This window comes from Streptomyces sp. NPDC036815 (genome assembly GCF_055609205.1).
In genome coordinates, this window is sequence record NZ_JBVJPW010000017.1 from 137,664 (window position 1) to 159,911 (window position 22,248).

Below are 22,248 nucleotides of genomic sequence, written 5' to 3' on the forward strand. Positions count from 1 at the left end.
ACAGGAGGTCTTCATGAGCACCGCGCCCGCACCTTTCACCGCCGACGACTACAGGGCCCGCATGGAGCGCGCCGCGGCCTCGGCCGCCGAAGCGGGCCTGGCGGGTGTCCTCGTCGCCCCGGGCCCCGACCTCGTGTGGCTCACCGGCTACCGGCCGACCGCGGCGACCGAGCGCCTGACCGTCCTGGTGCTCGCGGCCGGGCAGGACCCCGTTCTCGTCGTGCCCACCCTGGAGGCGCCGGACGCCGCGCACGCCGCGGGAGCGTCCGCGCTCACCCTGCGGGACTGGACCGACGGCAAGGACCCGTACGCCGTCACCGCCCCGCTCCTCGACGGGTCGGGCCGCTTCGCCGTGAGCGACAACTCCTGGGCGATGCACCTGCTCGGCTTCCAGAAGGCGCTGCCCGGCACGTCGTACGTGTCCCTGACCGAGGGCCTCCCGATGCTCCGCGCGGTCAAGGACGACGCCGAGCTGGAGCGCCTCGCGGCGGCGGGCGCGGCGGCCGACGCGACGTACGAGGAGATCAAGAAGGTCCCCTTCGCGGGCCGCAGGGAGACCGACGTCGCCGCCGATCTCGCGGACCTGCTGCGGCAGTTCGGGCACTCCCAGGTCGACTTCACGGTCGTCGGCTCGGGGCCCAACGGCGCCAACCCGCACCACGAGGCGGGCGACCGCGTCATCGACCACGGCGACATGGTGGTCCTCGACTTCGGCGGCCTGCTGCACGGCTACGGCTCGGACACCTCCCGCACCGTCCACGTCGGCGAGCCGACCGCAGAGGAGCAGCGGGTCCACGACGTGGTGCGCGAGGCGCAGGCGGCGGGCTGCGCGGCGGTGCGCCCCGGCGCCGCCTGCCAGGACGTCGACCGCGCGGCCCGCGCGGTGATCACCGAGTTCGGCTACGGCGAGCACTTCATCCACCGCACGGGACACGGCATCGGCGTCACCACCCACGAACCGCCGTACATGATCGAGGGCGAGGAGCAGCCGCTGGTGCCGGGGATGTGCTTCTCCGTGGAGCCCGGCATCTACCTGCCGGGCCGCTTCGGTGTGCGCATCGAGGACATCGTGACGGTCACGGAGGAGGGCGGGCGGCGGCTGAACACCACCGCCCGCGAGATGGCGATCGTCGACTGACCCGCCCCCCACCCGGCCTCTACGCCGCGGCCAGGATCACGCACGACTCCGCGGGCAGGCGCACCACGCCGTCCGGGCCGGGCGCGGCGACCGGCTCCCACGCGGCGAGCACGCGCGCGTGGCGGCCGTCCAGCGGTACCACGACGGTCTCCTCACCGAGGTTCACCGCGATCCGCAGGTCCCCGCGGCGGAACGCGAACCAGCGGGCCCCTTCGTCGTAGGCCACCCGCACCGCGGCCAGGTCGGGGTCGGTCAGGTCGCCGCGGGTGCGCCGCAGTGCGATCAGCTCGCGGTACCAGGCGAGGAGCCGCGCGTGGTGGCCGTCGGAGGGTTCGGACCAGTCGAGGCAGGAGCGGTCCCGGGTGCCGTGGTCCTGCGGGTCGGGGATGTCCTCCTCGGCCCACCCGTGTGCCGCGAACTCCCGCCGCCTGCCCCGCCGTACGGCCTCGGCCAGCTCGGGGTCGGTGTGGTCCGTGAAGAACTGCCAGGGCGTGGAGGCGCCCCACTCCTCGCCCATGAAGAGCATCGGCGTGAAGGGACTCGTGAGGGTGAGCGCGGCCGCGCAGGCGAGCAGGCCGGGGGAGAGGGCGGCCGAGAGGCGGTCCCCCTGCGCGCGGTTGCCGACCTGGTCGTGGGTCTGGCTGTAGCCCAGGAAGCGGTACGCGGGCGTCCGCGCGCGGTCCACCGGGCGGCCGTGGGCGCGCCCGCGAAACGTCGAGTACGTCCCGTCGTGGAAGAACCCGCGGGTCAGCGTCTTGGCGAGCGCGGTGAGCGGAGCCCGCGCGAAGTCCTCGTAATAGCCCTGGGACTCGCCGGTGAGCGCGGTGTGCAGGGCGTGGTGGAAGTCGTCGTTCCACTGCGCGTGCAGGCCGAGTCCGCCGCTCGCGCGCGGGGTGACCGTCCGCGGGTCGCCGAGGTCGGACTCCGCGATCAGGAACAGCGGCCTGCCGAGTTCTTCGGCCAGGGAGTCGACGGAGGCGGAGAGTTCCTCCAGGAAGTGGCACGCGCGCGTGTCCCGCAGCGCGTGCACCGCGTCGAGGCGCAGGCCGTCGATGCGGTAGTCGCGCAGCCAGGCCCGCGCACTGCCGATCAGATACGCGCGCACCTCGTCCGAGCCGGGCGCGTCCAGGTTGACCGCGGCGCCCCAGGGCGTCTGGTGCGTCTCGGTGAAGTAGGGGCCGAAGGCGGGCAGGTGGTTGCCCGAGGGGCCGAGGTGGTTGTGGACGACGTCCAGGACGACGCCGAGCCCGTGCGCGTGGGCCGCGTCGACAAATCGCTTCAACGCCTCGGGTCCGCCGTACGGTTCGTGCACGGCCCACAGCGAGACCCCCTCGTACCCCCAGCCGTGCCGGCCGGGGAAGGGGCACAGCGGCATCAGTTCCACGTGTGTGACACCGAGCCGGGCGAGGTGCCCGAGCCGGCCCGCCGCCGCGTCGAGGGTGCCTTCGCGCGTGTACGTCCCCACGTGCAGCTCGTACAGGACCGCGTCCCGCACCCCGCGCCCCGCCCAGGGCGTCCGCCACGCGTACCGGTCGTGGTCGACGACCGCGCTGAGGCCGTCGGGGCCGTCCGGCTGGCGCCGCGAGCGCGGGTCGGGCAGGACGGGGCCCCCGTCCACCGAGAAGCCGTACCGCGCCCCGTCCTCGGCCACCGCCTCGCCCGACCACCACCCCGCGCGGTCCGCGTCGCGCTCCAGCGCGCCGGTGCTGCCCGCGCACTCCAGTTCGACCCGCTCGGCCTCCGGTGCCCATACTTCGAACCTCACCGACGGTTCCCCTTCGTCCGCTGTCCGTCACACCGTGCGTTCATGGTGTGTCCCATGGTGCGTCAGAAAGCCTCCGGACGTGGGGGGAAGCGGCCGATCGGCCGCCTTTCCCGGCGTTCTGGACACCCGGGGCGCGGGTGCCCGACAATTCCCTGGTGACATCGTCTTTCGAGTTCTCCACGTACCCCGCGCGGGTGACGGACGCCGAGCGCGACCGGGCGCTGGACGCACTCAGGGAGGGTGCGGCCGTCGGCAGGCTGTCCCACGACACCTTCCTGCGGCGCATGGAGCTCGTGCTGTCCGCCCGCAGGCCCGACGAACTGGCCGTGCTCACCGCCGATCTGCGGACCGAGGGACGCTGGACGCGCAAGGTGCTCGGCGGCGTCGGCGCGATCTCCGGGTTCACGATGAAGCTGCGCAGGGCCTGGCAGGCGGAGCGGCTGCCGAAGCTGCTGCTGCCCTCGCCCGACAGCCCCCACCCGCTGCGGATAGGCCGCGACCCCGCCAACGGCCTGCGGCTGAGCCACGACACGGTCTCCCGGGTGCACGCCGAACTGCGGCGCCAGGGCGGCATGTGGGTCCTGCGCGACCTCGGCTCCACCAACGGAACCTCCGTCAACGGCCGCAGGGTGACCGGCGTCGCCCTCGTCCAGGACGGCGACCTGGTGAGCTTCGGCCGGATGGCCTTCCGCCTCGCCACGAGCTGACGCGCGCTCCGACCGACAGGCCCGCGCGCTCACCCGTGCGCGCGGCCGCGGTCGAGCTCCGCGCGCGCGTGCCGGGCGGCCGCCATCGTCGTACGGGACTGGTGCTCGACCTGGTCCTCCAGCGGCACCCACCGGGCCCTGAACCGTTCGGCGAACTCCTCGCTCCACAGCGTCACGAGCCGCTCCAGGCGCGGCGCCGACCGGTCGCCCGCCTCGTCGAGCACCCGCAGGAGCATCGCCGCCGCCCGCAGCGGCAGCCGCCTGCCGAAGGCGTCGACGCTCCCGATGTACGCCTTGGAGGTGCCCGCGGGCGGCAGCCGCCGCCAGTCGTCGGCGAGCCCGGGCACCAGGGCCAGCGCCCAGCGCGCCGCGCGCAGCAGCGGCCCTTCCGCGCCGGGCAGCCGCGGCAGCGCCTCGCCCAGGATCTCCTCGACGAGCCGGGCGTCCCGCCGCAGCCGCCGCGCGAGCGCCCGCATCGCCCGCACCGGTGCCGGATGCGCCGCCGCGTCGCCGACCAGGTCGCTCGCCCACATCGGCACCTCGACGATCGCGGTGCGCCCGCCGTAGTGGTGGGTGCGGTGCCAGGTGGTGAGCCGGGCGTCCTCGGGCAGGCTCGGGTACGCCGCGGCCACGCCGGGTCCCGGCAGTACGTGGACGCCGGGCCCGGAGACCCACCAGCCCGCGGCGTCCGACGCCCCCGTCTCGACCGGAATGTGCAACTCCGCCGCCGACTCGGCGAACGGCTCCGCGAGGCCCGGGATGTCCTTCGTCAGCTGGACCCAACTGCCGCCCAGATCGGTGCAGTGCAGGGACACCTGCAGGTAGGGGCGCAGTTCGTCGATGACGGCGGTCAGGGCACGGGTCTCGGGCGGCAGCCGGTCGGGCGGCAGCACGGAGGGCGACCACTCGGGCTGCTCGGGTCCGGCGGGGCGGAAGAAGTTGCGGTGGTAGTCCAGGAGCGAGCGGGGCGCGGGCGTGCGGTGCAGGCTCGCGCCGTCCGGGTCCGCGCAGAGCAGGAAGTGCCAGGAGGTGTCGGCGCGCAGGTGCGGGTCGCGCAGGGTCCGCTCGGCGAGGTGCAGGAGCGTCGAACCGCCGGTCGGCTCGTTGGCGTGCGCGCCCGCGACGACGAGGACCGCGCGGGCGGAGCTCCCCACGGAGAGCAGGTGCAACGGCCGCCCCTCGCGCGAGGTGCCGACCTCGCGCAGAACGCTCAGTTCGGTGCGGTGGGCGGCCAACTGACGTGCGCAAAGCACGAGTTCATGAACACTGGGATAGTGATGCACCGCCAGTCGGCCCCCCGTCCGGCCCCCCACTGAGGCAATCGCAGTACCCCATGCCCCGGAAGGGGTGTCAAGAACGCCCAGCGGTGAGCGGCGCCCCGCGCGATGTCACCTGTACGGCGGTACGGAGCCTGCGCCGCGCGGCGCCCGGTAGCCGTCCTGAACACACCCGCGCGGCCGTTCGCCGCGCCGACGCACAGGTCGGAGCCCGCGGTGCGCTGCCCATCCGTCCCGCCCGGCGGCCCGATACCGGCCGCGGGCCCCTCCGCCGCGCCCCGCAAGGAGCGCGCCCCGGGTCCCCCGCAGGGCCCGGGGCGCACCGACCCGCACGACCGGCGGACCCACCGCACCCACGGCTCCCGGCACACGGCCCGCGCCGCCCGCACGCGCCCGTCGTGCTGCGCCGCGCGGTCCGCCCCGTCGTCGTGGCGGGCACCCCGTTGCCCGCGGGGGCGGTCGTGGTCTGCCTGGTCGGTGCGGCGGGCCGCGATCCCGCGCGGTTCGCCGACCCCGACCGCTACGACATCCTGCGCACGGACCCGGGCGGCCTCGCGTTCGGCGCGGGACGCCACTCCTGCCTCGGCGACGAGCTCGCCGGGCGCGTCGCGGAGTACGGTCTGCTCGCCCTGCTCGACGCCATGGCGGCGATGCGCTGGGCGCCGGGTTTCAGACCGGCTCCCCGGGGGCTGCGGACCCGGGGTCCGCGGACGCTGCTCGTGCGTCCCGGCCGAGCCGCTCGCCCTCGGTGACCCGTTCCAGGAGCGCCACCGGCGACGTGGCGAAGAGCTCCGCCACGCGCGCGTGCCCCTCGAACTTCCGCTCCGGAGCGAGCAGATCGGACCACCGGCCCGCCGGAAGCGCCAGCTCCGTCTCCCGCCAGCCGCCCGCGTCCGCCAGGCGCAGGGAGAGCCGGGTCGCGGCCACCACCACTTCTCCGGAACGGGCGAACGCCACGCAGTGCGCCGCGCCCGGCCCCTCGGCGGCCAGCGGCTCGTACGTCGCCGCGCCCCCGAACAGCTCCGGCCGCCGTCGCCGGAGCCGCAGCGCCGCCGCCGTGAGCACCAGCTTCTCCTCCGAGAGGTCCGCGAGCCCGGCGAGGCCCGCGCCCTCCGGGCGGGCGTCGAGCCGGGCCAGCACGTGGTGCGGGAACCGCACCGGCCGCCGGTTGTCCGGGTCGACCAGGGCGCGGTACTCGCTCTCCGTGCCCTGGTAGACGTCGGGCACGCCGGGCATCGTCAGATGCAGGAGCGCCGCCCCGAGAATGATGGCCCGCACATGGGTGTCAAGACCCTGTGCGAAGGACGCCACCGCGTACAGCGGCGGCCCGCTCGGCCCCGCCTCCACGAACGCCTCCACGGCCTTCTCGTACGCCTCGTCGGGCTCGGTCCAGCTGGTGTGCAGGCCCGCCTCGCGCACGTGCTTCAGGAGGGCGTCCCGCAGCCGCGTGTCGTAGGGGAAGCCGAACCCGACCGACGTCTGCCAGGCGGCCCAGGCCAGTTGGGGGTCGGGCGCGCAGGTGCCGCCCACGCGCGCGGTCTGCTCGGTCAGTTCGGCGAGCAGACCGGCCCACCGGCCGGGGCACTGCGTCAGGACGGAGATGCCCGCCCGTACGTCGGCGCTGCGCTTGGTGTCGTGGGTCGTCAGGACCGTGCCCGAGTACGGCCAGTCGCGCTGCACGCGCGCGCAGTACGCGTGGAACTCCTCGACCGGCACCGCCGGGCGCTCGGGCGCGCCGCCCACCTCCGCCGCCGAGAGGAGCGGCGCGTGCCGGTAGAACGCGGTGTCCTCCACGGCCTTGGCGCGCAGCGCGGACGACGTCTGGGCGAACCGCGCGCGGAACTCCTCCAACGCCTCCCGGGCTCCCGGGACCCGCGTCCGCCCCAGCGCCAAGTCCCGTACGACGTCGACCGCCGCGGCCTCCTCGGGCACGGCGAAGGCGGCCCTGGCCTCGTCGGCGGCGCGTTCGGTGAGCACCGTCTCGGGGGCGTCGCCCCCGCGGACGTAGGGCCGGTAGACGGGAAGCCGGACGAGCAGTTCCCTGAGCGCGGTGCGCAGCGCCCACGGCGCGTGGTCGCGCAGCCCGGGCCCGGCCGCGCAGATCGCGGCGGCGACCCGGGTGAGGCGGTCGACCTCGGCGGCCAGTTCGTGCGTGACGACCTTGTACGCGGCGCGGCGCACCGTCGCGTCCCAGTCGCCGCCCCGGTCCGCGGGCGGCGCGGCGAAGCGCCGGTACTGGCCGAGCAGTTCACCGGCGCCCGCCGGGTCGGTGAAGACGCCGTCGACGTGGCGCAGCGCGTCGTAGCCGGTGGTGCCGGCCACCGGCCAGGCGGCGGGCAGGCGTTCGCCGTCGGCGAGGATCTTCTCCACCACGGTCCAGCGTCCGCCGGTCGCCTCGTGCAGCCTCTGGAGGTACGCGCCCGGGTCCGCCAGGCCGTCGGGGTGGTCGATCCGCAGCCCCTCGACGACGCCCTCGCGGAGCAGCGAAAGGATCTTCCCGTGGGTCGCATCGAAGACTTCCGGGTCCTCGACGCGCACTCCGATGAGGTCCGAGATGGTGAAGAAGCGCCGGTAGTTGAGCTCCGTACGGGCGAGCCGCCACCAGGCCGGGCGGTACCACTGGGCGTCCAGGAGCTCCGGGAGCGGCAGCTCCGCGGTGCCCTCGCGGAGGGGGAACGCGTGTTCGTGGTAGCGGAGTGTGTCGCCGTCGACCCGCAGGTGGGCGAGCTCGTCCCCGAGGCGGCCCCCGAGGAAGGGCAGCAGGACGCGCCCGCCGCCCGCCTCCCAGTCGATGTCGAACCAGCGCGCGTACGGCGACCCGGGGCCTTCGCGCAGCACCTCCCACAGCGCGTGGTTGTGCCGCGGCACCGCCGCCATGTGGTTCGGCACGATGTCCACGACCAGGCCGAGCCCGGCCGCGCGGGCGGTGCGGGACAGCGCCCGCAGCCCGTCCTCGCCGCCCAGCTCCTCCCGCACGCGCGCGTGGTCCACGACGTCGTAGCCGTGCGTCGAGCCGGGGACGGCCTCCAGGACCGGCGACAGGTGCAGATGCGAGACGCCGAGCGAGGCCAGATGGGGGACGGCCCCCTCGGCGGCCGCGAAGGGGAAGTCCGGCTGCAGCTGGAGCCGGTAGGTGGCGGTGGGCGGGACCGCGGGCCCGGGGCGATCCGGCGTCATGCGCGTCATGTGAACGTACGTACCCCTCTCGGCGGCTTTCGTGTCATCGACTCATGCGTGTCCCCGGGACCGCGTCGTTAGCGTCGGACGATGGCTCAGAACACGCGGGACGCGTACCGCACGGTGCTCCGGACGACAGGGGCCCTGCTGCCCGTCCTCTCGTTCTTCGGCAGGCTGCCCGTGGCCATGATCCAGTTCGGCAGCGTGCTGCTCGTGACCGAGACCAGCGGGTCGCTGGCCACCGGCGGGATCGTCGCCTGCGCGCTCGCGCTGGGCCAGGTGGGCCTGGGCCCCTTCGTCGGCCGCCTCGCGGACCGGCGGGGCCAGCGCCCCGTGGTGCTCGCCTTCTCGCTCGGCAACGCCGCGGCGATCACGGCGTACACCCTGGGCGCCGTCGCCGGTCTGCCGACGCCCGCCCTCGTCGCCCTGGGCGTCCTCGCGGGCGCCACGATCCCCGGCATCGGCCCGCTCGCCCGCGCCCGGGCCGTCCCGCTGGTGCGCGCCGCGGGCGGCGACGACCGGCTCGCCGGGGCCGTACTCTCCCTGGAGAGCACGATGGACGAGCTGTCCTTCGTGCTCGGTCCCGCCCTGGTGGGCCTCGCCGCCGTGGCGGGCCATCCCGCGTACGCCTTCGGGGCGGCGGCGCTCCTGGTCGCCGTCTGCGGCACGGCCTTCGCCCTCCATCCGACGGGCCGCACCCCGAAGGCGGCCGCCGAAAGGTCCGCACGCGCGCGGGGCGAACGTCCGCGGCTGCCGCGTTCGGTGTACGTGGTGCGCGCCGGGCTGCTCTTCCTCGGGGTGCTGCTCGGTGCCTGCGGGGCGGGAATCACCGCGCTCACCGAGGAGCTGGGACAGCCGGGGCAGGCCGGGCTCGTCTACGCGGCGATGGGCGTCATGAGCGCCGTGGTCGGGCTCTCCATGGCCGCGGTGCCCGAGCGCTTCGGGCTGCTCGCGCGCTGGCGCGCGGCGACGGCCGCCGCGGCGCTGCTCTCGCTCCCTCTGGTCTGGACCGACAGTCTGGCCGGGCTCTACGCAGTGGTCACCTTCTTCGGCGCGGTCTACGCCCCGAACCTCATCACGGGTTTCGCCCTCACCGAGCGGGGCGTGCCGCCGGAGCGGCTCGCCGAGGGCATGACCTTCGCGGCGAGCGCCTTCGTCGGCGGACAGGCGGTGACGCTCGCGGTGGCCGGGCGGCTCGCGGAGTCCCACGGGGCGGGGGCCGCGTTCGCCCTCGGCAGCGCGGCCGCGGCGGTGGCGTTCGTGATCGCCCTGCTGGCCCGCCACGATCCGCCACGCCCCGAACCGCCCCCTGCCGAAGCCTCCTCTCAGCCGCCCCGAGCCGTCGTCACGCCGGACGCTGCAACACCGTGAGGCTCCGGTCCGCCAGCGTGATCCGGTCGCCGGCCCGCACCTTCGGCCCGGCGTCCGGCGGCACCCCGTCGTCGAGCGCGGTGTCGATCACGATCTGCCACTGCCGCCCGTGGTTGACCGGCACCACGAACTCCGTCGGCTCCGGTGCCGCGTTGAACATCAGCAGGAACGAGTCGTCGCAGATGCGCTCGCCCCGCGGATCCGGCTCCGAGATCGCGTTGCCGTTCATGAACACACTCAGCGCCCGCGCGTGCGAGGCGTCCCAGTCGCTCTGCTCCATCTCGTCGCCCTCGGGCGTGAACCAGGCGATGTCGGACAGTTCGTCGCGCGTGCCCTGGACCGGACGGCCGTGGAAGAACCGGCGCCTGCGGAAGACCGGATGGTCGCGCCGGAGCATCGCCATGGTCCGGGTGAAGGCGAGGAGCGAGTTCTCGCCGTCGGGCCAGCGCACCCACGCCAGTTCGTTGTCCTGGCAGTAGGCGTTGTTGTTGCCGCCCTGCGTGCGCGCGAACTCGTCGCCGTGGCTGAGCATCGGCACGCCCTGGGAGAGCATCAGCGTGGCGATGAAGTTCCGCATCTGGCGCGCCCGCAGCGCGAGGACGCCCTCGTCGTCCGTATCGCCCTCGGCGCCGCAGTTCCAGGAGCGGTTGTGGCTCTCGCCGTCCTGGTTGTTCTCACCGTTGGCCTCGTTGTGCTTCTCGTTGTACGAGACGAGGTCGTGCAGCGTGAACCCGTCGTGGCAGGTGGTGAAGTTGATGGACGCCAGCGGGCGCCGGCCGTCGTCCTGGTAGAGGTCGGATGAGCCGGTGAGCCGGGACGCGAACTCCGCGAGGGTGCGCGGTTCGCCCCGCCACAGATCGCGCACCGTGTCGCGGTACATGCCGTTCCACTCGGTCCACAGCGGCGGGAAGTTGCCCACCTGGTAGCCGCCCTCGCCGACGTCCCAGGGCTCGGCGATCAGCTTCACCTGGCTGACCACCGGGTCCTGCTGCACGAGGTCGAAGAACGACGACAGCCGGTCCACCTCGTGGAACTGCCGCGCGAGCGTCGCCGCGAGATCGAAGCGGAACCCGTCCACGCGCATGTCCGTGACCCAGTGCCGCAGCGAATCCATGATCATCTGAAGCACGTGCGGCGAGCGCATGAGCAGGGAGTTGCCGGTCCCGGTGGTGTCCATGTAGTAGCGGGGATCGTCCATGAGGCGGTAGTACGAGGCGTTGTCGAGGCCCTTGAAGGAGAGCGTCGGGCCCAGGTGGTTGCCCTCGGCGGTGTGGTTGTAGACGACGTCGAGGATCACCTCGATGTTCGCCTCGTGCAGCGCCTTCACGGCCTGCTTGAACTCCAGGACCTGCTCGCCCCGGTCGCCCCAGGAGGCGTACGCGTTGTGCGGGGCAAAGAAGCCGATGGTGTTGTAGCCCCAGTAGTTGTTGAGGCCCATGTCCACGAGCCGGTGGTCGTTCACGAACTGGTGGACCGGCATCAGCTCCAGCGCCGTCACGCCGAGACCGGTGAGGTGCTCGATGACCGCCGGGTGCCCGAGCGCCGCGTACGAGCCGCGGAGTTCGTCAGGGAGGTCCGGGTGGAGCATGGTCAGGCCCTTCACGTGGGCCTCGTAGATCACCGTCTGGTGGTACGGCGTGCGCGGCGGGCGGTCGTCGCCCCAGTCGAAGTACGGATTGACCACCACCGACGTCATCATCTGCGGCGCCGAGTCCAGGTCGTTGCGCACCTCGGGCTCCTCGAAGTGGTAGCCGTACACCTCCTCGCCCCAGTCGATGCGCCCGCTGACCGCGCGCGCGTACGGATCGAGCAGTAGTTTCGCGGAGTTGCAGCGGTGCCCCTGCTCCGGTGCGTAGGGACCGTGCGCCCGGAAGCCGTAGCGCTGTCCCGGCATGACGCCGGGCAGATACGCGTGCCGCACAAACGCGTCGGACTCGCGCAGCTCGATGGCTGTCTCCGAGCCGTCGTCGTGCAGCAGACACAGCTCCACGCGCTCTGCGGTCTCGGAGAAGACCGCGAAATTCGTGCCGGCTCCGTCGTACGTGGCACCTAAGGGATACGCCTGCCCAGGCCAGACCTGCATGTATACGACTCTTCCACTCACGCCCCCTCGAGTTGGGGCCACTTTGGCCAGAGTCTGCCCGAAAGTGGGGCAACCACCCCGGAGTTGAACCCGTCTAACCGTCCGACCACATACTCGGCGTGCCCACCGAAGGGGCGCCAGGGGAGTAGGGGGAGTAAGTGCGAGAAACAGTCAGACGCCACCTGGGGAAGGTGGTGGCGGGCGCGGCGGTCCTGGCGGCCGCGACCGCCGTGCTGGTGGGCGTCAATCTGCCCGGTTCGCAGGCAGGCGGCTCGGGGGACCGCCAGGCCAACGCGGCAGCGGCGGAGCAGGACGCCATCGCGAAGGACGGCGTCGTGGAGTCCGCGCCCCAGGAGGGCGCGAAGGGCATAGGCAGCGACCCGCTGACCGATGAGGAGATAGAGCGCGCGGAGAAGGCCTCGGTTTCGGGCCAGATGCGCTCCAGCGCCCGGGACGTCGAGGGGGACCGCGGCCCGCAGCTGCTGTCCACCAACCTCAGCGAGCCGGAGCCCAGCGACAGCGGCGCGACGCCGCCGCGGCGGGCCGAAGTCGTCTACTACGACTACAAGAAGGACGCCGTCATCACCAAGACGGTGGATCTGCGGACCGGCACGGTGGCCAACACGACCACCTCGCAGAACGTGCAGCCGCCGCCCAGCCAGGAGGAGCTCGCCGAGGGCGCCAGGCTGCTGATCGCCGACCCGCTCGGCAAGGGCCTGAAGAAGGACTTCGAGCACGCCACGGGCAAGGCGCTGGCCGGCCCGGAACAGTTGCAGCTGAGCGGCATGGTCTTCCGCAAGGAGACCGTGAAGCGCGTGCCGTCCGACCTCACCGAGTGCGGCAAGCACCGGTGTCTGCAGGTCGTCACCAAGGTCAAGAACGGTCCGTGGATCGACACCCGGGCCCTCGTCGTCGACCTGAGCACCCGCACCGTGGGCCGCCTCGGCTGATCCGGCCGCCCGCGCACGACACCACACGCCCGCTTCTCCTCGTACGAGGGAGTCCATTCCGCAATGCACGTCAACAGAGTTCCGCGCGCCCGCAAACGGGTCACCATGGCCCTCGCGGTCTCCGCGCTCCTCGGCGGCGCCATATCCGTCGCCGCACCCGCCTCCGCCGCCCCCGAGGCGCCGCCCGCCGCTCCGGTCGCGGCGGCCGACTGCAGCGACGCCTACAAGATCGAGCAGACCGTCGACGGCGGCACGACCTGGCGCATGTGCTGGCACTACAACACGCTCTCCGGCCTGATCCTCGACAAGATCAGCTACCAGCCGAAGGGCGAGCCCAAGCCGATCCCGGTCATGACCAGCGCGCGCCTCGCCCAGGTGCACGTCCCCTACGACGACGGCAAGGCCGAGTACGACGACGTCACCGGCACCGACTTCGGCCAGGCCCTGCAGAACCTCAACCCCGGCGAGTGTCCCGGCGGCACCATCAAGACCGTCAAGGTCCCGCACCGGGGCAACGTGAAGGGCCTGTGCGCCACCACGCGCGCGCGTGGGCACGCGTACCGCCTGAACGACGACCAGAGCACCGGCGGCAACGGAAAGCTCTACACGGGCCAGGGCAAGGACCTGCTCGTCTACACCGTGAACAAGGCCTCCTGGTACGAGTACATCACCGAGTGGCGGTTCTCCTCGGACGGCACCATCACGTCCAACGTCGGCGCGACCGGCAGCCTCTCGCCGTACGACTACGACGGCGGCGACGACCGCGGCTGGCCCATCGGCAAGGGCGACCAGGCCAAGGCCGAGAGCCACGCCCACAACGTCTTCTGGCGGCTCAACTTCGGTCTGGACGGCTCCCCGAAGGCCAAGGTCGAGCAGTACGACTCCAAGGTCACCCCGCCCACCGGCGACGGCAGCCCCACCACGAAGACCACCCGCACCAAGGTCACCAAGGAGCTCACGGGCGACCACAAGGACATGCGCTGGTGGCGCGTGGTCAGCAACACCGGCAAGAACAAGGACGGCCACCCGCGGTCGTACGAGATCGTGCCGGGGCCCAGCAACAAGCACGCGGGCCGGGAATTCACCAAGCACGACGTGTACTTCACCCAGTACAAGGCGTGCGAGCAGTACGCGAGCAACAACCCGGGCTGCCCCAACGGAACGCCGACCAGCGTCGACAAGTGGGTGAACGGCCAGGCCATGGACCACCCCGTCACGTGGGTGCACATCGGCTTCCACCACATCGCGCGTGACGAGGACCAGCAGCCGATGCCGGTCCACTGGCAGGGCTTCTCGCTGGCGGCGCGCGACGTCACGGCTATGAGCCCGCTCACTCCGCAGGACCTGGCGAACCAGAACGGCCAGCCGCCGCTGGGTGGTTGAGAATCCACCCTGCCCATCGGGCTGCACCGCCGGCCGCTCCCGGAGTACCCTTCCTTGATCTTTGACTGGGGGAGTGTTCGGGGGCGGAAGGCGGTGCGCGGGTGAGCTCGGGTGGTCGGGAGCTGCCCCCTGGTGACGAGGGTCACGAGGGGAGCTCCGCGGACGTACCCCCCGGAGCGGTGTCTCTGGCGCGGCCGATGGAGATGGGATCTCAGATCGGACCCGAACTGGACTGGGACGCCGACGCCTGGCGCGAGGTCCGTACGCGCGCACAGCGTGCCGGGCGGGCCTACGTCTGGCTGAACCTGGTGGAGCAGCGGCTGCGCGCGGTCGTGGCCGCTGTTCTGCGTCCCGTCTACGAACCGGTCCACGCCGACGACTGGGTCGTGGCGGCGGCGGGCCCCGCCGGGCAGGAGTGGGTCCAGCGGGCCGTCGCCGTGCGCGAGGTGAGCCGCCGCAAGGGCTACCTGCTCGACCCGGCCGACGACAACGTCCTCAGCTTCCTCACGCTGCCGCAGCTGCGCGAGCTGATGGTGCAGCACTGGCCGTGCTTCGAGCCGTACCTGGACGACCGGCGCGACGTCGAGCTGGCCCTGGACGAGCTGGAGGTCACCCGGAACGTCGTCTCCCGCAACCGCGCCCTCTCGGAGGCCGTCCTCGCCCAGGCCGAGCGCGCCTCGGCCCGGCTCCTGGACATGCTCGGCGCGGGCACCGACACGCCCTCCGCGCGGCGCCTGCCCGTCGACGCCGTCGAGGACCTGGTCGGCGACCGGTACGCGGACGTCGTCGGCGTCCACCCGGACCGGGTCCGGCTCCTGCGGCAGTTCCCCGCCGAGGACATCTTCGGCAGCGCCCGCCGCCTCGACGCCATCGGCATAGGCCTCAACCTCCTCGTGCAGAACTTCTCCGGGCGCCGTCTCGTCCGGCTCGCGGAGTCCGGCTGCCGGGTGCGGCTGCTCTTCATCAACCCGGCGAGCAGTGCGGTCAAGCGGCGGGAGCGTGAACTGGGCCTGAAGAAAGGCGAGTTGAGCCGTTCCGTCGAGATGAACATCTTGCACATGCGCCGGGTCAGGGCCCGTCTTCGCGACCCGGGCGCCTTCGAGATCCAGGTCTTCGACGAGACCCCGCGCTTCACCGCGTACCTGGTCGACGGGGACGGCGCGGACGGCATCGCGGTCGTCCAGTCGTATCTGCGCAGGACCCGCGGGATGGAGGCGCCGGTGCTCGTGCTGCGCGGCGGCGGGCGGGTGGTGAAGTCGGGCGATCCGGGCGAGGGCGGGCTTTTCGTGGCATACCGCGAGGAGTTCGAGGTGGCGTGGGCCGACTCGCGGCCGGTCTCGTGACGGCGGGGCGGGTGCGATGACGGCGTCGGCGGGCGCAGCGGAATGCGGTCCTCGGATTGTCAGTGGCGCATGCGATCGTGGTGGCCACTGGGGGAAAGCACCACGAAGAAGGGGGCGGCCATGGGCTGGCACCGGGAGCTGCTGATCGGTTTCGACCTGGAGACCACGGGGACGGACCCGAGCGAGGCGCGCATCGTCACCGGCGCGGTGATCGAGGTCAAGGCCGGTGAGACGCTGGGCCACCGCACCTGGCTGGCGGACCCGGGGGTCCCGATCCCGGCCGAGGCGGTCGCCGTGCACGGCGTCACCAACGAACGGGCGGCGGCCGAGGGCAGGCCCGCCGTCGAGGTGGCCGACGCCCTCGCCGACGTCCTCACCTCGTACTGGCAGGCGGGCGTCCCGGTCGTCGCGTACAACGCGGTCTTCGACCTCAGCCTGCTCGCCGCGGAGCTCCGCAGGCACGGCCTGCCCTCCCTGCGCGACCGCCTCGGCGGCGGCGAGCCGGGCCCGGTGATCGACCCGTACACGATAGACCGCTCCGTGGACCGCTACCGCAGGGGCAAGCGGAACCTGGAGGCGGTCTGCACGGAGTACGGCGTGGTCCTGGAGTCCGCCCACGACGCCGCGGCCGACGCCCAGGCGGCGGCCCGCCTCGCCGGCGCGATAGCCGACCGCCACCCGAAGGTCGCCTCCCTCGGCCCGGCGGAACTGCACCGCCGCCAGATCGAGTGGTACGCGGCCTGGGCGGCGGACTTCCAGGACTTCCTGCGGAAGAAGGGGAACGCGGACGCGGTGGTGGACGGGGTCTGGCCACTGCGCGGGTAGCGCGGCGGCGGGCCCGCGTGTCAGGCGGTCAGAAGGGGTACCAGCGCACCGTCGCGTCGCCGTCCCGCAGGGACGAGACCCGGCGCCGGAACTCGGCCAGGGCCTTGGGGTTGGCGGGAGCGTGCTGGGCGACCCACGCGCAGCTCGCCGTCTCCCGGGCGCCCCGCAGCACCGCGCACCCCTCCCACTCCCGCACGTCCCACCCGTAGACCGACACGAACCCGTCGTACGCCTCGGGGGCGAGCCCGTACCGGTCGCGGGAGAGCGCCAGCACGACCAGGTCGTGCTCGCGCAGGTCGGCGGAGAACGTCTCCAGGTCCACAAGGACCGGTCCCTCGGGGCCGATCAGGACGTTGCGGGGCAGCGCGTCGCCGTGCACGGGGCCCGGCGCGAGGTGCGGGGTCAGCGCGGCCGAGGCCGCCGCGAAACCGTCCCTGCGCTCGCGCAGGTAGTCCGCGTCGGCCGGATCGATCGCGTCCCCCGCGAGCCGGAGCCACCGCTCCACGCCGCCCAGCAGTTCGCGGCGCGGAAGCGCGAAGGAGGGGGAGTCCAGGGCGTGCACGCGCCGCAGGAGCGCGGCGAGGTCGCGCGGCTCGGCCGGCCGCACGGCCTCCGGGAGCCGGTGCCAGAGCGTCACGGGGTGCCCGTCCACCAGCCGCGCCTCCGCTGCGGCGGGCCGCACGGCGGGCACGCCCGCCTCCTCCAGCCAGCTGGCGACCGCCAGCTCCCGCCGTGCCCGGGCCAGGAGTTCGGGGGCGGCGCGGCCGACCTTGACGACCAGCTCGCCGACGGCGAACACCGCGTTCTCACCGAGGGCGAGCAGCCGGGCCCCACTCACCGGAACGGGCAGCTCCGCCGCGTCCAGTACGTCCCGCGCCCGTGCCTCGTCCATCCCGTGCCTCCCGTACGCCGTGCCATGTTCGCCCGACAGTCTCGCATCGACCACCTGGCGGTTGACGGATGCGGGCCGCGTCAGCACGATGACGGAGGCCGCGCGGGCGGCCGAACACCGGCCGAGCCGCCCGAAGGAGCCCATTCCGTGACATTGGCGACCGCGACGAAGCGGTCAGCGAGAGGCACACCGGGACGCGGGGCCGCGGACCACGGCGCGTGGTTCCTCGTGCTGCCCGCGCTGATCCCGATCCTCGTCCTCAGCGTCGGCCCGCTCCTCTACGGCATCGCGCTGGCCTTCACCGACTCCCAGTCGGGCCGTACCCAGGCCACGCAGTGGATCGGCACCCTCAACTTCCAGGACCTGTGGCACGACACGCTCTTCTGGGACTCGTTCCGGATCGGGCTGCTCTGGGCGTTCGGCGTCACCGTGCCGCAGTTCCTGCTCGCGCTCGGCCTCGCGCTCCTGCTCAACCAGGACCTGCGCTTCCGCTGGCTGGCGCGGGCACTGGCGATCATTCCGTGGGCGATGCCCGAGGTGGTCGTCGGCATCATGTGGCGGCTCGTCTACCACCCGGACGCGGGCGTCCTCAACGAGACGCTCTCCGACCTCGGCCTCGGGGACGGCAAGGACTGGCTGACCGGCACCGGCAGCGCGCTCCTCGCCGTGATCGTCGTCGGGGTCTGGGCCGGGATGCCGCAGACCACCGTCGCGCTCCTCGCCGGGCTGCAGAACACCCCGCGCGAACTGCACGAGGCCGCCGAGATGGACGGCGCCGGTGCCTGGCGCCGCTTCCGCACCGTCACCTGGCCCGCGATCAAACCGGTCGCCCTCGCCATCACGGCGCTCAACTTCATCTGGAACTTCAACTCGTTCGCCCTGGTCTACGTCCTCACCCAGGGCGGCCCCGGCGGCCGCACCCGGCTGCCCATGCTCTTCGCCTACGAAGAGGCCTTCCGCTACGGCCAGTTCGGGTACGCGGCGGCCATGGGCTGCGTCATGGTCGCGGTCATCTCGGTGATCCTCGCCGTCTACCTCGTGGGCCGCCTGAAGGGGGACGACGAGACATGACGCGTACGAAGAAGTCGGTGCGCGCCGCACAATACGCCGCGCTCGCCGCCTACCTCGTCTTCCTCGCCTTCCCGTTCCTCTGGCTGATCTCCACGGCCTTCAAGCCCACCCGCGAACTGGGCAGCCTGCACCCCACCTGGATCCCCGAGGACCCGACGCTGGAGAACTTCCGGCAGGCCTTCGACGAGCAGCCGCTCCTGCGTGCCGCGGGCAACTCCCTGGTCGCGGCGCTCAGCGCGGCCCTGATCGCGGTCGTCATCGCGACCCCCATGGCGTACGTCATGGCCAGGCACCGCAACCGCCTGGCGAAGGCGGCGACGGGCTGGGTGGTGATCAGCCAGGCGTTCCCGTTCGTCCTCATCATCATTCCGCTGTTCCTGATCCTGAAGAACCTGCACCTGATCAACTCGCTGCCCGGCCTGATCATGGTGTACGTGGTGTGGTCCCTGCCGTTCGCGCTGTGGATGCTCGTCGGATACGTCCGCGCGGTCCCCGCCGAACTGGAGGAGGCCGCGGCGGTGGACGGCGCGAGCCGGGTGCGCACGTTCGTCTCGGTCGTCGCCCCGCTGCTCGCGCCCGGCATCGTGGCCACGGCGATGTTCGCCTTCATCACCGCGTGGAACGAGTTCTTCTTCGCCCTCGTCCTGCTCAAGACCCCGGAGAAGCAGACCTTGCCGGTCATCCTGAACCGCTTCATCGGCACGGAGGGCGTCGCCGACCTCGGGCCGCTCGCCGCGGCCGCGTTCCTCGCCACCATCCCCTCGCTGGTCATCTTCGCGATCATCCAGAAGCGGATCACCGGCGGCATGCTGGCCGGGGCGGTGAAGGCCTGATGCGGACGGCCCCGCGCCTCCTGACCGCGACGGTCGCGGCCCTCGCGCTGCTGCTCACCGGCTGCGGCGGCGACTCCGGCGACGACGACGGGAAGATCACCCTCCAGTTCCAGTCCCTGGCCTGGCAGAAGGAGTCCGTCGACGCCAACAAGGCGCTCGTCGAGGAGTGGAACGCCACCCACCCCGACGTCGAGGTCGAGCTCGTCCAGGGCAGTTGGGACAGCGTCCACGACCAGCTGCTCACCTCCTTCGAGGGCGGCGAGGCGCCGGACATCATCCACGACGCCTCGGACGACCTCGCCGACTTCGCGTACGGCGGGTATCTCGCGGACCTCCGCGAGCTGCTCCCCGAGCGGCTGAGGTCCGACATCCCTGGGCGGAGCTGGCAGGCGGCGACGTTCGGCGACGGGATCTACGGAGTGCCGTTCCTTCAGGAGCCGCGCGTCCTGATCGCCAACTCCCGGTGGCTGAAGGAGTCGGGCGTCCGCATCCCGACCCCCCGGAGGCCGTGGAGCTGGCAGGAGTTCCGGAAGGTCACCAAGGAGCTCGGTGACGGCGGCGACGGCAAGTACGGCGTCGCCTGGCCGCTCAAGGAGCCGGTCTCCGCGACGCTCAACCTGTCGCTCTCGACCGGGGGCCGGATGTTCCACCGCGGGGCGGACGGCAAGGTCGACGTGCGCTTCGACGCGGCCGACGAGATCATGCCGCGCACGGTCCACGACCAGGTCAACACCGACAAGAGCGCCTCGGACAGCACGCTCGGCATGGGCGGCTCCGACACCCTGCCCGGCTTCTTCGGCGGCAAGTACGCGATGGTCCCGCTCGGCTTCTCCTACCGTCAGCAGATCGTCCAGCAGGCCCCCGAAGGCTTCGACTGGCAGGTGCTGCCCGCGCCCGCGGGGGAGGAGGGGAGCGCGCAGGGCGTCAGCCCGCAGACGCTCTCCGTCGCCGAGGACAGCCCGCACAAGAAGGAGGCCGTCGCGTTCATCGACTTCTTCCTGCGCCCGCACAACATGGTGAGGCTGGCACGCGGCGACTGGATGCTGCCGACCTCCGAGGAAGCGCTCAAGGACCCCGCCCTGCACACCGAGAAGGACGACTGGGCCACGGGCACCGCCCTCGCCGAGGACCTGCGCCCGGCGCCCGCTCAGTCGGTGCGCGGCTATCCGGAGTGGAAGGACAAGGTCGCGACGCCCGCTCTCCAGGAGTACTACAGCGGGGCGATCGGCCTCGACGAGCTGAGGAAACGGCTGGTGAAGGACGGCAACCTGGTCCTCGCGCGCTACCAGCGGCAGTAGCCGTGCCCTCCAGTCCCGTGCCCTCCAGCCCCGTGCCGCTCAGCCCCGTGTCCCTCAGCCCCGCGGCCCGTTGCCCTGGCCCGCCCGCACCAGACCCGACTCGTACGCGACGATCACCGCCTGGGCGCGGTCGCGCACACCGAGCTTGGCGAAGATGCCGGTGGCGTGGTTCTTCACGGTCTGGACGCCGATCTCCATCCGCTGCGCGATCTCGGTGTTGTCGAGCCCCGCGGCGATCAGCCGCAGGACCTCGACCTCGCGCGGGGTGAGGCCGGAGAGGTCCTCGCCCGGGGGGTGCGCGGCGGGGGCCGGTGTCACGAACGTGGCGAGCAGGCGGGTGAGCAGGCGCGGGGCCACGACGGCCTCGCCGCGGTGCACGGTACGAAGCGCCGCCACCAGCTCCTCGGGGGAGACGTCCTTGGGCAGGAAACCGGCCGCGCCCGCCCGCAGCGCGCCGACCACGTGCTCGTCCATGTCGAAGGTGCTCAGCGCGAGGACCCGGCACCCCGGCACCTCGGCCGTCAGGCGCCCGGTGGCCCCGACGCCGTCGAGCACCGGCATGCGGATGTCCATCAGGACCACGTCGGGGCGCAGTTCGCGGGCGGCCGCGACGGCCTGCTCGCCGTCGCCCACCTCACCGACGACCTCGATGGCGGGGTCCGAGAGCAGGATGAGGGACAGCCCCCGGCGCACCAGCGGCTGGTCATCGGCGATGAGCACGGTGATCCGGCCGGACTCGGCGCCGGTTCCGGACCCGGCTCCTGTTCCGGACTCGGTTCCGGTTCCGGGCTCGGTGGGTGACGTCATCGGACGGTGCCTTCCTTCTCGTACGCGTCGTCGTGCAGCGGCACGCTCGCGGCCACCTCGAACCCGCCTTCCGTACGGCTGCCGACGCGCAGCGAACCGTCGTGCAGCGCGATCCGTTCCCGCATGCCCAGCAGACCGTATCCGCCGCCCCGGACGGCCCCGCCGTGCGCCCTGCCGTCCCCGGCCCCGTCGTCGGTCACCGCGACGGTGACCCGGTCCGGGAGATAGCCGAGCCGCACCGTGGCACGGGCCGGACCCGCGTGCTTGCGGGCGTTGGTCAACGCCTCCTGGACGATGCGGTAGAGGGTGAGGCCGACCGACTCCGGCAGCGGGCGGGGCCGGCCGGTGACGTGGAGTTCGGCCGGCAGGCCCGCGGCGGTCGTGTCGGCGACGAGCCGCTCGATGCCGTCCACCCCGGGCTGCGGCTCCGAGGGCGTCTCCTCGGGGGAGTCGGTGCTGCGCAGCACCCCGAGGAGCTGCCGCATCTCGCGCAACGCCGTACGGCCGGACTCCTCCAGGGTCACCAGCGCCTCGCGGGCGGTCTCGGGGTCGCGGTCCAGCGTCGACCGGGCCCCGCCGGACATCAGGTACATGGTGGTGATGTGGTGGGCCACGATGTCGTGGAGTTCGCGCGCGATGCGGCGCCGCTCCTCGCCCACCGCACGGTCGGCGAGGAGCCTGCGGTTGATGTCGAGCTGGCGTTTCCACTGCCGCACCCCCAGCCCCGCGCCGACCACGAGGGCCGGGGTGACCAGTACGTCCATGACGATGTTCGCGACCGGCAGGTCGCCGAGCACGCCCCGTACGAGCTGGACGGGCAGGGCGGCCAGGACGGCGAGCGCCACGGTGCGCGGCTCGCTGTACCTGGCCACGGTGTAGAGCGCCACGGTGACGGCGCCGCCGTAGCTGTTCGACATGGGGGTGCCCGGGTCGACGGCGAGCCCGAGGTTGACGGCCGTCTGCACGGCCAGGACCGCGCCGATTACCGGCAGGGGGTGGTGGCGCCGGAAGAGCAACGGGGGCGCGGCGGCGACGACGAGCAGCACACCGAGCACGGTGAAGCGCGTTCCTGGCATGCCCTCCTCGCCGGGGGCGAGGTAGGCGAGGATGTCGAGCCCCGTCACGACGACGGCGAGCAGCGCGTCGCCCCACGTCGGCCGCGGGCCGCCCGTGGGCGGCGCGGGCGGGAAGAAGTCGCGGCGCATCCGCGCGCCTCCAAGTCGAGCCGGTCGGCCGGGCCCTGGCGTCCCGATCTCTGAGCACCATTAGATCCCGGGTGCCGGGCGCCCGGATCGGCGCGGGGTCGGTCATCGCGCCCAGTACCGGAG

General features: G+C 73.0%; 18 protein-coding genes. 11 read left to right on the top strand and 7 right to left on the bottom strand.

Annotated elements, in window-relative coordinates; all coding sequences use genetic code 11:
• Positions 1-13: 13 nt before the first annotated feature.
• Positions 14-1,138 carry a M24 family metallopeptidase gene (locus ACZ69I_RS28800; RefSeq protein ID WP_470835517.1) on the top strand — a complete coding sequence of 375 codons (1,125 nt, stop codon included), beginning with the start codon at positions 14-16 and terminating at the stop codon, positions 1,136-1,138.
• Positions 1,139-1,157: 19 nt separating this feature from the next.
• On the opposite strand, the gene treZ is transcribed toward ACZ69I_RS28800, so the two are convergent.
• A complete protein-coding gene (treZ, locus tag ACZ69I_RS28805) occupies positions 1,158-2,903 on the bottom strand; it encodes a malto-oligosyltrehalose trehalohydrolase (protein WP_470835518.1) in 1,746 nt (581 codons plus the stop codon).
• Positions 2,904-3,058: 155 nt separating this feature from the next.
• On the opposite strand from treZ, the gene ACZ69I_RS28810 reads away from it, so the two are divergent.
• Positions 3,059-3,610 (top strand): FHA domain-containing protein, encoded by a 552-nt coding sequence (locus ACZ69I_RS28810; protein ID WP_467680384.1) that lies wholly within the window; start codon positions 3,059-3,061, stop codon positions 3,608-3,610.
• 29 nt (positions 3,611-3,639) lie between these two features.
• Here the strand turns inward: ACZ69I_RS28810 and ACZ69I_RS28815 are convergent, their stop codons facing one another.
• Positions 3,640-4,863, bottom strand: coding sequence for a M14 family zinc carboxypeptidase (locus ACZ69I_RS28815; RefSeq protein ID WP_470835519.1), 1,224 nt, complete (start codon positions 4,861-4,863; stop codon positions 3,640-3,642).
• Positions 4,864-4,943: 80 nt separating this feature from the next.
• Here ACZ69I_RS28815 and ACZ69I_RS28820 point away from each other — a divergent pair, with 80 nt between their 5' ends.
• Positions 4,944-5,639: a cytochrome P450 gene (locus tag ACZ69I_RS28820; protein WP_470835520.1), complete on the top strand. Its 696-nt coding sequence runs from the start codon at positions 4,944-4,946 to the stop codon at positions 5,637-5,639.
• Here ACZ69I_RS28820 and treY read toward each other — a convergent pair.
• Entirely contained in the window at positions 5,557-8,064 is a 2,508-nt protein-coding gene (gene treY / locus ACZ69I_RS28825; RefSeq protein ID WP_470835559.1) for a malto-oligosyltrehalose synthase, read from the bottom strand. The two genes, ACZ69I_RS28820 and treY, sit on opposite strands and share 83 nt — an antisense overlap.
• A gap of 90 nt (positions 8,065-8,154) precedes the next feature.
• On the opposite strand from treY, the gene ACZ69I_RS28830 reads away from it, so the two are divergent.
• Entirely contained in the window at positions 8,155-9,435 is a 1,281-nt protein-coding gene (locus tag ACZ69I_RS28830) for an MFS transporter (protein WP_470835522.1), read from the top strand.
• Here the strand turns inward: ACZ69I_RS28830 and glgX are convergent.
• Positions 9,410-11,518, bottom strand: a complete 2,109-nt coding sequence (gene glgX, locus ACZ69I_RS28835; protein WP_470835523.1) for a glycogen debranching protein GlgX — start codon at positions 11,516-11,518, stop codon at positions 9,410-9,412. The two genes, ACZ69I_RS28830 and glgX, sit on opposite strands and share 26 nt — an antisense overlap.
• A gap of 158 nt (positions 11,519-11,676) precedes the next feature.
• Here glgX and ACZ69I_RS28840 point away from each other — a divergent pair, with 158 nt between their 5' ends.
• The 4 genes from ACZ69I_RS28840 (at position 11,677) to ACZ69I_RS28855 (ending at position 16,019) form a co-directional block, all read left to right on the top strand.
• A complete protein-coding gene (locus ACZ69I_RS28840; protein ID WP_467680394.1) occupies positions 11,677-12,468 on the top strand; it encodes a Tat pathway signal sequence domain protein in 792 nt (263 codons plus the stop codon).
• Between the two features lie 63 nt (positions 12,469-12,531).
• Positions 12,532-13,851, top strand: coding sequence for a copper amine oxidase (locus ACZ69I_RS28845; RefSeq protein WP_470835524.1), 1,320 nt, complete (start codon positions 12,532-12,534; stop codon positions 13,849-13,851).
• A 101-nt stretch (positions 13,852-13,952) separates the two neighbouring features.
• Entirely contained in the window at positions 13,953-15,194 is a 1,242-nt protein-coding gene (locus tag ACZ69I_RS28850; protein ID WP_470835526.1) for an SAV2148 family HEPN domain-containing protein, read from the top strand.
• 120 nt (positions 15,195-15,314) lie between these two features.
• Positions 15,315-16,019, top strand: a complete 705-nt coding sequence (locus tag ACZ69I_RS28855) for an exonuclease domain-containing protein (RefSeq protein WP_467680400.1) — start codon at positions 15,315-15,317, stop codon at positions 16,017-16,019.
• Between the two features lie 28 nt (positions 16,020-16,047).
• On the opposite strand, the gene ACZ69I_RS28860 is transcribed toward ACZ69I_RS28855, so the two are convergent.
• Positions 16,048-16,911: a phosphotransferase enzyme family protein gene (locus ACZ69I_RS28860; RefSeq protein ID WP_470835527.1), complete on the bottom strand. Its 864-nt coding sequence runs from the start codon at positions 16,909-16,911 to the stop codon at positions 16,048-16,050.
• Positions 16,912-17,058: 147 nt separating this feature from the next.
• Between ACZ69I_RS28860 and ACZ69I_RS28865 the strand changes: the two genes are divergently transcribed.
• From ACZ69I_RS28865 to ACZ69I_RS28875, 3 genes are read left to right on the top strand one after another with little or no spacing between them, the layout of a single operon-like run.
• Positions 17,059-17,982 carry a carbohydrate ABC transporter permease gene (locus tag ACZ69I_RS28865; protein WP_470835528.1) on the top strand — a complete coding sequence of 308 codons (924 nt, stop codon included), beginning with the start codon at positions 17,059-17,061 and terminating at the stop codon, positions 17,980-17,982.
• Positions 17,979-18,815 carry a carbohydrate ABC transporter permease gene (locus ACZ69I_RS28870; RefSeq protein ID WP_467680404.1) on the top strand — a complete coding sequence of 279 codons (837 nt, stop codon included), beginning with the start codon at positions 17,979-17,981 and terminating at the stop codon, positions 18,813-18,815. Before ACZ69I_RS28865 ends, ACZ69I_RS28870 begins: the two co-directional genes overlap by 4 nt.
• Positions 18,815-20,113 (top strand): ABC transporter substrate-binding protein, encoded by a 1,299-nt coding sequence (locus ACZ69I_RS28875; protein WP_470835529.1) that lies wholly within the window; start codon positions 18,815-18,817, stop codon positions 20,111-20,113. Before ACZ69I_RS28870 ends, ACZ69I_RS28875 begins: the two co-directional genes overlap by 1 nt.
• A gap of 54 nt (positions 20,114-20,167) precedes the next feature.
• Here the strand turns inward: ACZ69I_RS28875 and ACZ69I_RS28880 are convergent, their stop codons facing one another.
• Together ACZ69I_RS28880 and ACZ69I_RS28885 are read right to left on the bottom strand one after the other, a co-directional pair.
• Entirely contained in the window at positions 20,168-20,920 is a 753-nt protein-coding gene (locus ACZ69I_RS28880) for a response regulator (protein ID WP_470835530.1), read from the bottom strand.
• Positions 20,917-22,125 carry a sensor histidine kinase gene (locus ACZ69I_RS28885; protein ID WP_467680414.1) on the bottom strand — a complete coding sequence of 403 codons (1,209 nt, stop codon included), beginning with the start codon at positions 22,123-22,125 and terminating at the stop codon, positions 20,917-20,919. Before ACZ69I_RS28885 ends, ACZ69I_RS28880 begins: the two co-directional genes overlap by 4 nt.
• Positions 22,126-22,248 lie beyond the last annotated feature (123 nt).